10 protein-coding genes are annotated in these 13,163 nt (G+C 74.6%); 2 read left to right on the top strand and 8 right to left on the bottom strand.

The annotated features are described in order from the left end of the window. Positions 1–3: 3 nt before the first annotated feature. From ACNJ93_RS03400 to ACNJ93_RS03390, 3 genes are all read right to left on the bottom strand, one after another. Positions 4–450 carry an Lrp/AsnC family transcriptional regulator gene (locus tag ACNJ93_RS03400; RefSeq protein WP_418955817.1) on the bottom strand — a complete coding sequence of 149 codons (447 nt, stop codon included), beginning with the start codon at positions 448–450 and terminating at the stop codon, positions 4–6. Positions 451–520: 70 nt separating this feature from the next. Continuing rightward, on the bottom strand, positions 521–2,212 hold the full coding sequence (locus tag ACNJ93_RS03395; protein ID WP_418955816.1) for a DUF885 domain-containing protein: 1,692 nt from the start codon (positions 2,210–2,212) through the stop codon (positions 521–523). 49 nt (positions 2,213–2,261) lie between these two features. Next, the gene (locus ACNJ93_RS03390; RefSeq protein ID WP_418955815.1) at positions 2,262–2,759 is read right to left on the bottom strand and encodes an Lrp/AsnC family transcriptional regulator; all 498 of its coding nucleotides are present in this window, start codon (positions 2,757–2,759) and stop codon (positions 2,262–2,264) included. Between the two features lie 59 nt (positions 2,760–2,818). Here ACNJ93_RS03390 and ACNJ93_RS03385 point away from each other — a divergent pair, with 59 nt between their 5' ends. Then, positions 2,819–4,021 (top strand): trans-sulfuration enzyme family protein, encoded by a 1,203-nt coding sequence (locus tag ACNJ93_RS03385; protein WP_418955814.1) that lies wholly within the window; start codon positions 2,819–2,821, stop codon positions 4,019–4,021. Here ACNJ93_RS03385 and ACNJ93_RS03380 read toward each other — a convergent pair. From ACNJ93_RS03380 to ACNJ93_RS03360, 5 genes are all read right to left on the bottom strand, one after another. Further along, complete coding sequence (locus tag ACNJ93_RS03380; protein ID WP_418955813.1) at positions 3,948–5,360, bottom strand: GNAT family N-acetyltransferase; 1,413 nt, start codon at positions 5,358–5,360, stop codon at positions 3,948–3,950. The genes ACNJ93_RS03385 and ACNJ93_RS03380 overlap by 74 nt on opposite strands. Before the next feature lie 76 nt (positions 5,361–5,436). Continuing rightward, on the bottom strand, positions 5,437–8,142 hold the full coding sequence (locus ACNJ93_RS03375; RefSeq protein WP_418955812.1) for a DUF6493 family protein: 2,706 nt from the start codon (positions 8,140–8,142) through the stop codon (positions 5,437–5,439). Continuing rightward, entirely contained in the window at positions 8,139–9,506 is a 1,368-nt protein-coding gene (locus tag ACNJ93_RS03370) for an SWIM zinc finger family protein (RefSeq protein ID WP_418955811.1), read from the bottom strand. The genes ACNJ93_RS03375 and ACNJ93_RS03370 overlap by 4 nt, the downstream gene beginning before the upstream one ends. A 60-nt stretch (positions 9,507–9,566) precedes the next feature. Further along, entirely contained in the window at positions 9,567–11,156 is a 1,590-nt protein-coding gene (locus ACNJ93_RS03365; RefSeq protein WP_418955810.1) for an alkaline phosphatase D family protein, read from the bottom strand. A 119-nt stretch (positions 11,157–11,275) separates the two neighbouring features. Further along, positions 11,276–12,106 (bottom strand): alpha/beta fold hydrolase, encoded by an 831-nt coding sequence (locus tag ACNJ93_RS03360; RefSeq protein WP_418955809.1) that lies wholly within the window; start codon positions 12,104–12,106, stop codon positions 11,276–11,278. 294 nt (positions 12,107–12,400) lie between these two features. On the opposite strand from ACNJ93_RS03360, the gene ACNJ93_RS03355 reads away from it, so the two are divergent. Then, positions 12,401–13,141 carry a GntR family transcriptional regulator gene (locus tag ACNJ93_RS03355; protein WP_418955808.1) on the top strand — a complete coding sequence of 247 codons (741 nt, stop codon included), beginning with the start codon at positions 12,401–12,403 and terminating at the stop codon, positions 13,139–13,141. The last annotated feature ends 22 nt before the right edge of the window (positions 13,142–13,163 follow it).

The following is a 13,163-nucleotide window of genomic DNA, read 5'->3' as shown; positions in this document are numbered from 1 at the left end:
AGGTCAGTGGGTGATCGCGCGCCGGGCCAGCGGGGAGGAGTACACCACGCTCGTCGTCACCGAACCGAGCGCGCCGACCTTGCCCGCGACCTGTTCCAGGTGCGTCATCGAACGGGCGGCGACCTTCAGGACGAAGCAGTCGTCGCCCGTCACGTGATGGGCCTCCAGGATCTCCGGAGTGGTGTCGAGGAGGTCGTGGAAGGGCTTGTAGTTCCCGTTCGGGTAGCGCAGCCGGACGAAGGCGAGGATCGGCAGGCCGAGGCGCTCGGGGTCGACCACCGCCGTGTAGCCGGTGATCACCCCGGCCTCCTCCAGACGGCGGACCCGCTCGGTCACCGCGGACGCCGACATGGACACCGCGCGGGCGAGTTCGGTGAAGCTGGCCCGGCCCTGGTGCTGCAGGGCCTCGATGATGCGCCGGTCCGTGGCGTCCGGCGAGTATCCCGTCATGGCCGCCACCCAACAGGGAAATCCCCGGGCGATCAAGCGTCGCCCGGGGATTTCCACGGGGTGAGAAGGGTCAGAGCTTCGACAGCTCGTCCACCAGGTCGTCGAGACCCAGCGGGCCCTGCGAGAGCGCCGCCATGTGCCAGGCCTTCGCGTCGAACGCCTCGCCGTGTCGGGCCTGCGCGTTCGCGCGGCCGAGCAGCCAGGCCCGCTCGCCCAGCTTGTAGCCGATGGCCTGCGCCGGCATGGACAGGTAGCGGGTCAGCTCGCTCTCCACGAACGCCGCCGGACGGCTGCTGTGCTGCTGGAAGAACTCCTGCGCCAGCTCCGGGGTCCACCGCTCGCCCGGGTGGAACGGCGAGTCCGCCGGGATCTCCAGCTCCAGGTGCATGCCGATGTCGACGATCACCCGGCAGGCGCGCATCATCTGGGCGTCCAGGTAGCCGAGCCGACGCTCCGGGTCCGGCAGGAAGCCCAGCTCGTCCATGAGCCGCTCCGCGTACAGCGCCCAGCCCTCGCAGTTGGCGGAGACGCTGCCCACCGTGGCCTGGTAGCGCGAGAGCGTGTCCGCGACGTGCGCCCACTGCGCGATCTGCAGATGGTGGCCGGGCACGCCCTCGTGGTACCAGGTCGACACCAGGTCGTACACGGGGAACCGGGTGTCCCCGTCCATCACCGGCAGCCAGGTGCGGCCCGGCCGGGAGAAGTCCTCCGACGGACCGGTGTAGTACGGGGCCGCCGCGCCCCCCGGCGGGGCGATCCGCGACTCCACCTTCCGCACCCGCTCGGCGAGTTCGAAGTGCGTGCCGTCCAGCGCCTCGATCGCCTCGTCCATCAGGCCCTGCAGCCAGACCCGCACCTCCTCGACGCCCTCGATGTGCGTGCCGTGCGCGTCGAGATGCGCCAGCGCCTCCCAGGGGTCGGAGCCCGGCAGGATCTTGTCCGCCTCGGCGCGCATCTCGCCGAGCAGCCGGTGGTACTCGGCCCAGCCGTACGCGTACGCCTCGTCGAGGTCGAAGTCCGTGCCGTTGAAGTACCGCGACCAGCGCCGGTAGCGCTCGCGGCCCACCGTGTTCGGGGCGTCGGCGACCGCCGGGGCGTACACCTCGCGCATCCAGTCCCGCAGGGCCGCCACCGCCGCCGTCGCCCCGCGCGCCGCCTCGTCCAGCTCGGCCCGCAGCTCCTCGGGGCCGCCCGCCGCGAACTCCTCGAACCAGCCCCGCTCCGCGCCCTCGCCGGACCACTCGGCGAGCTGCTCGACGAACGTGGCCGTCGGCCGCGGACCGGCGAACAGCTTGCGCTCCAGGCCGAGTTCCAGCGACTGGCGGTAGCCCTCGAAGGCGGCCGGCACCGCGCGCAGCCGCTGGGCGATCGCCGCCCAGTCCTCGGCGGTCTCCGTGGGCATCACCGTGAAGACGATCCGCACGCTGTGCGCGGGCGAGCGCAGGTTGCTGACCGCGCAGAGACCCTCCTCGGCCTCGTGGACGGCCAGTTCGGCGGTGAGCCGTTCCCGCAGCAGCCGGGCGCAGCGGCGCTCGGCGTCGCTGTCGGCGCCCGGACGGCGTTCGGCCTCGTCGAGCCGGGCCAGGGTGCGGCGGGCGAGTTCGGCCACCTGCTCCTGGCCGGCGGGGGAGAAGTCCGGAAGGCGTCCGGCGACCTCGTTGACTCCCAGGTAAGTACCGGTGATCGGGTCGAGGGCGATGAGTTCGTCGACGTAGGTGTCGGCGACCTGGCGGGGCAGCGGGCTGCTGGAAGTCTCTGGCATGCGGCTCATCCTGGCCCCTCGGGCGGCCCCGCGTCACCCTCATCCGATCTCAGTCGGCTGACAAATGAGCGCCGGCCGACGGCGGGAGCATCGGTCCGCACTCCCACTGCTGGAAGATCAGCCGGGTCTCCACGCGCGCCACCTCGCGCCGTGAGGTGAACTCGTCCAGGACGAGTCGCTGCAGGTCAGCGGCGTCCGCGACGGCCACGTGCACCAAGTAGTCGTCCGGACCGGTCAGATGGAACAGCGCCCGGGACTCCGGCAGGGCGCGAATCCGTTCGACGAACGGACCGATCAGTTCGCGACGGTGGGGCCGAACCTGGACCGACAGCAGGGCCTCCAGGCCGCGGCCGAGTTTGGCTGGATCCAGTCGTAGCCGATCGCCCAGGATCACTCCGGTGCGGCGCAGCCGGGCCACCCGGTCCAGGCAGGTGGAGGGGGCCACCCCGACCTCCGCCGCGAGCTGGCGGTAGGTCGTCCGGGCGTCGTTCTGCAAGAGGCGAAGAATGCGCAGATCGATCGGATCGAGTGCGACGGAATCGGCCATGCGGCGAACGTAACACGACGGTTTCACGCTACTGCCCGGTATCCGTTCAGCCTGCGGCCATGGACAACGACGTCTCGACCACCCCCAGAGCCCTCGCCACCGAGGCCGTGCACGCCGGCCGCGAAGACCTCGCCGCCCTCGGCCTGCACGCCCCGCCGCTCGATCTGTCGACGACCTACCCCTCGTACGACACCCGCGCCGAGGCCGCACGGATCGACGAGTTCGCCGGAACCGGCGCCCGGCCGGACGGCCCGCCCGTCTACGCCCGGCTGGACAACCCCACCACCGCCCGCTTCGAGGACGCCCTCGCCCGCCTGGAGGGGACCGAGAGCGCCGTCGCGTTCGCCAGCGGCATGGCGGCCCTGACCGCCGTCCTGCTCGTCCGGGCGAGCCTGGGCCTGCGCCACGTGGTGGCCGTCCGGCCGCTGTACGGCTGCAGCGACCACCTGCTGACCGCCGGGCTGCTCGGCACGGAGGTGACCTGGACCGATCCGGCGGGGGTCGCCGAGGCGATCCGCCCGGACACCGGCCTCGTCATGGTGGAGACCCCGGCCAACCCGACGCTGGCCGAGGTCGACATCGAGGCCCTGGCCCACTCCTGCGGCTCGGTGCCGCTGCTGGTCGACAACACCTTCGCCACCCCGGTGCTGCAGCAGCCCGTGCGGCACGGCGCGCGGATCGTGCTGCACAGCGCGACCAAGTACCTCGGCGGCCACGGCGACGTGCTCGGCGGCGTGGTGGCCTGCGACGAGGAGTTCGCCCGCGCGCTGCGCCAGGTGCGGTTCGCGACGGGCGGGGTGCTCCATCCGCTGGCCGGCTATCTGCTGCTGCGCGGCCTGTCCACGCTCCCGGTCCGGGTCCGGGCGGCCTCGGCGACGGCGGCGGAACTGGTCCGCCGGCTCTCCGCGGACCCGCGCGTCGCCCGGGTCCACTACCCGCGCATCGGCGGCGCGATGATCGCCTTCGAGGTGTACGGCGATCCGCACGCCGTGACCGCCGGCGTCCGGCTGATCACCCCGGCCGTCAGCCTCGGCAGCGTGGACACGCTCATCCAGCACCCGGCGTCCATCAGCCACCGGATCGTCGCCGAGGGCGACCGCCGGGCGGCCGGCGTCAGCGAACAGCTGCTGCGGATGTCGGTGGGCCTGGAGGACGTCGAGGACCTGTGGCGGGACCTGACGCAGGCGCTCAGCGCTCCGTCCGGTCGCAGTGCTCGTCCCGCAGTAGACGGCTCGCCGGTACCGCGTCCAGCCGTGCGGTGATCACCAGCGTGCCCTCCTCGATCTGGTAGTCGAGGGGCAGGTTCAGCGCCCGCATCGCCGCGACCATGCCGGTGTTGGACGACTGCGTCACCGCGTACACGCTCGCGCAGCCGGCCTCGACCGCCAGGGCGACCAGCCGGCGCAGCAGCTCCGAGCCGATGCCCCGGCGCTGCCAGTCGTCCTCCACCAGCAGGGCCACCTCCGTCTCGTCGCCGTCCCACAGCAGATGGCCGAGGGCGACGAGACGGCCGGAGGCGGTCTGCACCGCGAGGGTGCGGCCGAAGCGGGGGCTGAGCAGGTGGTTGAGGTAGCGGTCGGCGTCCGCCACGGGGCCGTGGTAGCGCAGGCTCAGGGTGCGGTCGGAGCAGCGGTCGTGCATGGCGCGCGCCGCGGCGACGTCGCCCTGGTCGGCGCGGCGGACGGTGATCTCGTTGCCCTCGGGCAGGGTGAGCACGTCGCGGCTGCGGGGGACGCGCGGGCCGAGCCGGGCGTCCAGTTCCACGAGGGCCCGGGCACGGGCGAACTCGGTGGGCGTGAACGGCAGATAGGGCCGCTCGACGGTGATCACCCCGCCGTTGGGGTCGCGCAGCCGCATCACGGTCTCCTCCAGGACGCCCTCGACGGGGGCGGGGTCGCGGAGCGGGCGGCCGGTGGGGGAGACGGCGGGCACGGAGTGGATCGTGCAGCGGCCGAGGAGCTGGCGCAGGGCGAGGGGGAGTTCGGCCGCGTCCAGTGCGGTACGGGTGGCCAGGCCGAGGAGCCGGGTGGGGGTGTCGACGAGGTCGTGGGCGTCGGCGCGCTCGATCCAGGTGCTGCGGCCGCCGGCCGCCGTGATCGCGTCGGTGAGGCGGTCGGCCTCCAGGCCGGCCGGGGCGCGCAGCAGGAACTCGTCGACGGTGCCGTCGGCGAGCGGGTGGGTCTGCAGGGTCAGGATGTCCACGGCGTGCCGGGCCAGGGCCGTGCACAGCGTGGCGAGGCTGCCCGGGGCGTCCTGCACGGTGGTCCGCATCCGCCACAGCACGGTCTCGGAACCGGTCGCGGTACCGGTCTCGGTGTCCGTCCCGTCGGTCCCGTCGGACGCGGCGGGCTGGCCGCCGCCGGGATCGCCGGCGGGCGGCGCATGGCTGTGCCTGCGTGCCCACCATGTGTGGAAGGCGGCCGTGGCGGCGAGCGCGACCGCCGAGACGACCAGGACGTAGGGGCCGTCCGGTCCCTTCACCACGGTCTTCGCGATCGTGTCGGCCACCACCACGGCCGTGAACAGCGCGGCCAGTTCGATGAGGTCCCGCCGCCAGTGGTGGGGGCGGCGGGCACTCTTCGCAGAAGTCACATCAGTCATGCACTCACTGTGGCCGAGCGGTGTTGCGTGATCACGAACGCTTTGTGACTGATGGGTTAAGCGCCGATCTGGTGGATTACTGCCCGCTTTCAACCGGTTGTGCGCCCTCTTGATCGGCGGCGTGTGCGAGTGCGATCGACAACCGCTTGGCCTGCACCACGAGCTGCGACGCACCCCGACGTCCCGCCACCGCGTCCAGGCCCGCGACCGTCCCACCCGGCCGGCACTGCTCGGCGCAGTCGGCCGCCACCGCGAGCAGCTCCCCGAGCGACCGCACCGGCTTCGGCTCCGCCAGGAGCGGCGGCAGCAGCGCGGCGAGCACCGCCCACACCGTGGCGTACGCGCCGGTCGCCGCCGCCGTACGGGCCGCGTCCGCCAGCCGGTTCGGCTTGGCGAAACCGTCCAGGACGAGACCGGCGAGCGCCGCCCCGAGACCGGCCGCGTCCAGGTCGCCGCGCGCGGCGAGCACCAGCGTCGCGTCCACCGCCGTCAGCCGCTCCTCCGCGTGCGCGCTCGTCAGCCCGCACGCCAGCGCGAGCAGCGCCGCCGGGCCGAGGTCGCCGTCCGCCTCCGCGAGCGCCGTCAGCCACGGGCCCTCACCCCGCACCTCCCATTCCACGCTGGACGCGATCCGCGGCAGCAGCCAGGCGGCCAGGGCCTCGCGGTCCACCGGCAGCACCGGCGGCAGGCACTCCGGTTCGTGGCCCCATAGCCGGCAGTTCTTCGTCCCGGTGTCCAGCGGGCGGAACAGGAACTGGAACGCGCCGGGGAAGTCGTGCAGCAGGCCGGGCCGCGCGCAGCCGGTCACCTCGACCCGCTCCGACCAGTACAGGTGCCCGTTGGCCCGCTTCTCGACCGGCGGCTTGAGACGCACCACGGGATCGAGCGGCGTCGGGTCGGCGAGCCATTGGGCGAGCCGGTCGCCGGCCCGCGTGCCGAGCGCCGCGGCCGCGCGGGCCGCGTCGGCGGCCTCCGGCCCCGTGCGCCGCACCCGCAGCAGCGCCTGGGCGAAGTCCGCCGGGGCCGGCTCGACGCCCGCCTCCCGGTACCGCCGCAGCCGCTCCACGAGCTCGCCCGCGTCCAGCGCGCCGGTGTGCCACGTGGGCGTGGCCAGCAGGAACGGCAGGGCGGGCGTGCCGATCAGATCGGCGAGCTCCCACAGCCGCTGCTCCACGACGGCCTCCAGGACGTGCCGCGCGCAGTCCGGGCCGAGGTGCTGCCGCGCCCGGCCGGCGTCCAGGTACGCCTGCGGCACCCTGCCGAGCAGGGCCGCGAACACCACCTCGACGCCCTGCGCCGAGTGCGCGAAGTACTGGTCGCTGTGGCGGTTGCCCTCCCGCATCCACCACGGGTCGCCCAGCAGCTCGCGCACCGCCTCCGCCAGGCCCTCGCGGTCCCGCGCCGCGTACCGGACGAGCCCGTCGAGTGCCCGCTCGAACGCCTCCGGCCCCGGCCGGCGACGGCCCTTGACCAGCGGGACCAGGTCCTCCAGCAGCTCCGGCAGGGTGCCGGCGGCCGGTGCGAGCCGCCGCTGCTCCGGGACCGGCGGCAGGAACTCCTCGTACGGCAGGACCGGTTCGGCCGGCAGCGCCGCGCCGAACAGCTCCAGGGCGAGCGGCCGGTGCACGGCGCTCAGCAGCTCCGCCGACCCGGCCAGCTCCTCCCGCACCGCCTCGTCCACGGCGGACAGATGCGCGCCGACCAGCTTCAGCGCCCGCAGTTGGACGTCGCTGTCCGCGTGCCCGAATGCCCCCGCGACCACCGGCAGCAGCTCCGGCGCCGCCGCGGGCCGCTTCCTCAGCACCTTCCCCAGCAGCGTGAGCTGGGCCCGGACCAGCTTCTTCTCCGTACGGAACAGCAGCGCGCCGGACATCTCCGCCAGCGGCCCGTCGGGCAGCTCGCCCGCGAGGGCCCGCGCGGCCAGGACCTGCTGCGCGTAACCGGCCACGGTGGACGGGCCGTCCGCGGCCATGGCGAGCAGATCGGCGGTGTGTCCGCGCAGTTCGTCCTCGGTCGGCGCGAGCCGCTGGAGCAGCGCCAGGTGGAAGCGCAGGTCGTGCGGCCGTCCGCCGCGCACCAGCCGGGCCAGACAGCCCTCCAGCAGGTCCCGGCGGCCGAGGAAGTCCTCCGCCGCCAGGACGGCCAGGGCCTCCTGCCAGGTCGCCTGCGTGGCCGGCTCGGCGCTCCACCACGAGTCGTTGCGGCTCAGCGGCTCGGGGGTCTCCGCCAGCTCGAAGATCCGGGACACGAGCAGCGCCGTGTGCGGGTGGGCCCGCAGCTCGCCGGCGAGCTGCTTGTGGTCGAGGGAGCGGGTCCAGGCGGCGACGTACGCGTCCGTGGCGGGCACCTCCCCGCCGGAGCGGAGCACCAGCTCCTGGACGAGCCCGAACTCGGCCTCGACGAAGGCCCGCCGGTCGGCCAGCCGGCGCGCCACGTCGCCGAGCCAGGCCGGGTCGCGGTCCGCGAGGACCTCCAGGGTGGCGGCGTGCGAGCCGCCGTCCCAGTCCTCCATGTCCCGTGCGGCCAGCCAGGTGGCGACGGCCGCCGCCCCCGTCAGGCAGCCGGCGCCCGCGACGCGGAGCGCCGAGAACGTGCGCTGCCACTCCCACCACCGCGAGCCGGCGCGCAGGTCGGTCCTCAGCTGCTTGAGCTCCCCCGCCAGGGCCTTGCGCCCGGCCGTGTCCAGGGCCTTGAGCAGGGCGGGGACCTCGTCGGTCCGTCCCGCGCGGACCGCCTTCAGCAGCGGCTCCGAGGGATCCTCGGCATGCTTCACCGGCTTCATCGGTCCGCTCCCGTCGCTGCGCCGCGGCGCGCCATGCGCACCGCGAGCGCGTGCTTGCAGGGGCCGCGCCGGCCCCGGTGGTCGGCCCACCACGTGCAGGTGCAGCTCAGCGCCCCGCCCGACTCGCGTATCTGGTAGGTGCGTTCGCCCGAGGCCACCGACGCCAGCTCGCCGTCGAGGGTCACCGCGCCCCCGGCGAGCAGCGCGCGGGCCGCCACCAGGCGCGGGTTGTGCCGTTCGGCGCGGTCGGCGTCGTACGGCAGTTCGCGGTGGAAGTACGCCGCGTCCGCCACGTCGTACCCGACGCGGCCGGCCGTGCCGAGGCGGGTCAGCGCCGCCCGCACCCGCTCCACCGTGAGCCCCGACTCCTCGGCCAGCTCGGCCGGGTCGATCCGCGGCTCCCAGGCGAGGAGCACCGCGATCAGCTCCGCGTCCTGCGCGGCCTCCTCCGTGGCCAGCGCCTCCAGGACGCCGCCCTCGCCGGAGAAGCCGCGCGAGGCGTCCGGCGACAGGGTGAGCGTCAGCCGCATCCCGGGCAGCACGACCTCCCAGGCGCTCGCCGTCGCCTCGCCGTCGGGCGCCGGCCCGTACACCCGCAGCGCCGTCGCGTCCCGCAGCACCCGCTCCAGGGCGACCAGCCGCTCCGGACCCGCCAGACAGACCGCGCCCGGGACGGGCCGGGTCGTCGGCCGCAGCGTCCGCCCCGCCGGCACCACCCACAGCGGGCCGCGCCCCCGGCCGCCGGACCGCGGCAGCCCGCGCAGGAACCGCACCGCCTCCGCCGCCGGCAGCTCCGCCCGCAGGTCGAACCCGGCGGACGCCACCTGCGCCTCGGCGAAGCCGCGCAGCCAGCGGTCCGGCAGCGGCACCTTCTTCTCCACCACGCGCCCGCCGAGCGTGGTCACCGCCAGCTCCTCCGGACCGACCCGCAGATGCAGCGGATCGTCGCCCGTCATCCGGGACAGCGCCTCGCGCAGCGGGTTGTTCACGTCGACGTTCGTCGTGCCGTGCCCGGTCCGCTCCCCGTCCAGGCCCTCGCTGAGCACGTCCAGGCGCGCGTACACCCCGCCGCAGCCCGAGAACGACTCGAAGCGCAGCCGGTCGCCGTTGCCGGTCACCACCGGGTCCAGCGAGGCGGGCCGCAGTCTCTGGTAGTAGCGCGCGGCGGCCACGTCAGCCACCGCGAGCAGCCCGCGGGCGGCGACCCTGGGGGAGCTGAGGAAACCGGTGAAGAAACGGGGGTGCGCCTCGACCCCGTGGGGCGTGAGCCCCTCGGAGGTCTCCAGCCCGAGCACCCGCCCGGCCCCGGACGACTCCAGGGCGGACGGGCGCGCGTAGGCGAGCGCCTGTACGGATCGCGTCATGCCGAGAACCGTAGGACCCCGCACTGACATTCGGCCGCGCGCCCCGGTCCGCCGGCTGCGCTACTGACCGACGAGCCCCGGCCGCAGCGTCTTCGTGAACAGCACGACACCGCCCTCGGCCCGCAGACGGACCGTCAGCTCCCCGCTGTCGCCGTCGATGTCGACCTCGCCGAAGTACTGTGGGGACTCCATCGGCGACAGGTTGGCCCGCTGCGGGGCGCGGACGAAGACCCGCTCCGGCCCGAAGGTGCCGTCCAGCGCGTTGGCCGGGAAGCCGCCGGCCGCGAGCGGGCCCGAGACGAACTCCCAGAACGGGGCGAAGTCCCGGAACGCGGCCCGCTCCGGCGCGTAGTGCTGCGCCGAGGTGTAGTGCACGTCCGCCGTCAGCCACAGCGTGCCGGTGATCCCGCGGTGCTTGATGAACCGCAGCAGCTCCGCGAGCTGCAGCTCCCGGCCCAGCGGAGCGCCCGGGTCGCCCTGGGCGACCGCCTCGAAGTTCGCAGCGCCGTCCGGCACCACCAGGCCGAGCGGCATGTCCGCGGCCAGCACCTTCCACACCGCGCGGGACCGGCTCAGCTCCCGCTTCAGCCACTCCAGCTGCTCCGCGCCCAGGATGCCAGTGGCGTCGTCGGCCTGCCGGCCCGGCGAGTTGGCGTTCCGGTACGAGCGCATGTCGAGGACGAACACGTCGAGCAGCGGCCCGTACCGGACCACCCGGTGCATCCGCCCCTCCGCGCCGCGCGGCCGCAGGGTGGACACCGGGTAGTACTCGGAGAAGGCCCGCAGCGCCCGCGCGGACAGCACGTCCACGTCCTTCTCGGTGTACCGCGGGTCGTCCAGGATCTGCCCCGGGTACCAGTTGTTGCGCACCTCGTGGTCGTCCCACTGCACGACCGACGGCACCTGGGCGTTGAAGGCGCGCACGTTGTGGTCGAGGAGGTTGTAGCGGAACTGGCCGCGGTACTCGTCCAGGGTCTCGGCGACCTTCGCCTTCTCCTCGGTGGTGACGTTGCGCCAGATCCGGCCGTCCGGGAGCGTGACGCTCGGCTGGAGCGGGCCGTCCGCGTAGACGCTGTCGCCGCTGCACAGGAAGAAGTCGGGGTTCAGGCCGCGCATCTCCTCGAAGGCGCGGAAGCCGCCGATGTCCGGGTTGATGCCCCAGCCCTGTCCGGCGATGTCGCCCGACCACAGGAACCGCACGCCGTCCCGGCGCTGTGCCGGGGCGGTGCGGAAGGTGCCGGTCACGGGCTCGCCGGTGCGGCGCGGATCGTCCGGGTCGGCCAGGGTGACGCGGTAGTGGATCTGCTCGCCCGGCGGCAGCCCGCGCAGCGCGGTCGTCCCGGTGAAGTCGCTCCCGGGGCCGAGCAGCGGCCCGTACCAGCGGCGCGCCCCGCGGAACGACTCGGTCGCCGCGGTCTCCACCAGCATCCGGGCGGGCCGGTCCGACCGCACCCACACCAGACCCGAGGTCGCCGTGACGTCCCCGGCCTGCACGCCCCAGGCGGCGCGCGGCCGGCCCGCCAGCGCGAGCGCCGGGGCGGTCCCGGCGAGCGCCCCGGCCGAGCCGAGGGACAGGGCGGCCGTCGCGGCCAGGGAGCCGCGCAGCACGCTGCGCCGGGCGGGTTCGGGACTCGGGGTGCCGTACGACATCGTCGCCTCCAAGCGGGTCGGGCGGGGCCGGTGTGCCGACCCATGCCTAACGCCCGGCTGCGGCCGGCACGCGAACCCCGCGTGAACAACGCCGCACGGCGGTCCCGGGTGACGCCGGGTCAGCGGCTGCCGTCGAGGATCACGCGGGCGACCAGCGCGGGATCGTCGTTCATGGGGACGTGGCCGCAGCCCGGCAGCCGGACCAGCCGGGCGTCCGGGAGCGCCTGCTTGGCGCGGACGCCCTGCCGGGGCAGCAGCAGCCGGTCGCGGCTGCCCCAGGCGATGGTGACCGGGACCCCGGCGACGTCCTCGGTGACCCGGACGGCGCGTCCGGCGGCGAGCGTCTGCCGGAAGCCGGTCGCCCCGCGCAGGGCGAGGGTCTCGGCGACCGCCGCCGCGGGCGAACGGCGGGCGGGCCGGGCGTAGATCGTGCTGGTCAGGGCCGTCCGCCCGGCCGCCGAGCGGGACAGCCGCTCGATCAGCGGCAGCGGCATGGCCGAGGCGGCGGCGTGCATCGCGCGCAGGGTGCCGAAGGCGTACTTCCGCTCGCCCTCGGACCAGAAGCCGGCGGGGGAGAGGGCGGTCACCGAGCGCACCAGCTTCCGCCGGCCCAGTTCGAGGGCGAGCAGCCCGCCGAGCGAGTTGCCCGCGACGTGCGGTCGGCCGATCCCGAGGGCCTCGCACAGTCCGCCGAGCACCGGGACGACGGTGGACAGGTCGTACGCGCAGCCGTCGGGCAGCGGGGCGGAGGCGCCGAAGCCGGGCAGGTCCACGGCGATCACCTCGCGCTCGGCGGCGAGGATCGGGATCACCGGCTCCCACGCCTGCCAGTGGTGGCCGATGCCGTGGAGCAGCAGCAGGGGCTCACCCGCGCCGCGCCGGTCGTAGGTCACCGAGACGGTGCGGGGCCCCGAGGGGGACTCGGTCGTGAACTCGATCCGTGCGGACATGCGGCTGCTCCCTCTGTTGGACACCCTGTCAGGAAGAATTACCCGCCAGTAGGGGCGAGTTCAAGGGCGGCGACGGAATCGATGCCCCCACGGGGGATTGCTGCGCGGGTCTCACGACGGCACGAACGTCCTGTGAACATCCGCGCCGGAGCGCCGGCACTGAGCGGACCCGACGCAGGATTGGTCTTGACCAAGTGGGAGGGCCGCCTTATGGTCGCAGAGTTAGTGCAGGAACCTTTAATAAACAAGGGCGCGGAAAAGCCGCCGAGGACACGGACCTTGCGGAGGATCAGGGTGGGGACCACGCAACCGGAAGCGGTGCCGGAGCCCAAGTACTGGCACCTGAAGACCGTGATCGGCGAGGCGCTGGACTCCGACTTCGCCGTCGGCGAGATCCTGCCGAACGAACGCGAGCTCGCGGCCCGCTTCGGCGTCGCCCGCGCCACGCTCCGCCAGGCCCTGGAGCAGCTGGAGCTCGAGGGCCGGCTGCAGCGCCGCCGCGGCGTCGGCACCACCGTCGCCCCGCCCCGCATGGGCGTCGACGTCTCCACCGCCCAGCACGCCTGGCCGGGCACCGGCGAAGACGTCTGGCAGTCCCTCGACTCCGCCACCGACGTGCCGCCCGCCGCGGTCGCCCGCCAGCTGGACACCGAGCCCGACGAGCCCGTCCACGTGGTGCGCCGGCTGCGCGTCAGCCAGGGCCAGCCCGTCGCCGCCGAGCTGCTCTACGTGCCGTTCGGCAGCGTCCCCGGACGCTCCGCCGCCGACGCCCTCACCGGCCCCGTCCGCGCCCGCGCCGTCCTGCGCGAGCTGCAGCAGCTGGCCCTCGACGGCCAGGACCGCTCCGTGGAGCTCGGCTCCGCCCGCGCCGACGACGCCAAGGAGCTCGACCGGCTGCCCGGCGCGCCGGTGCTCGTCGTCACCACCCGGTACCTCTCCGAGGGCCGCACCGCCGCCGTGTCGGTGGCCACCTACCGCGCCGACACCTGCCGGCTCACCTTCGGCGACTCGGGCGACCTCGTCATGGCCTCCTGACCCCCGAACCGCGCACGACGGC

The sequence above is a fragment of the Streptomyces tritici genome (genome assembly GCF_048500665.1).
In the GTDB taxonomy this organism is placed as follows: Bacteria; Actinomycetota; Actinomycetes; order Streptomycetales; family Streptomycetaceae; genus Streptomyces; species Streptomyces tritici.
This window is presented reverse-complemented; position numbering and strand designations above follow the sequence as displayed.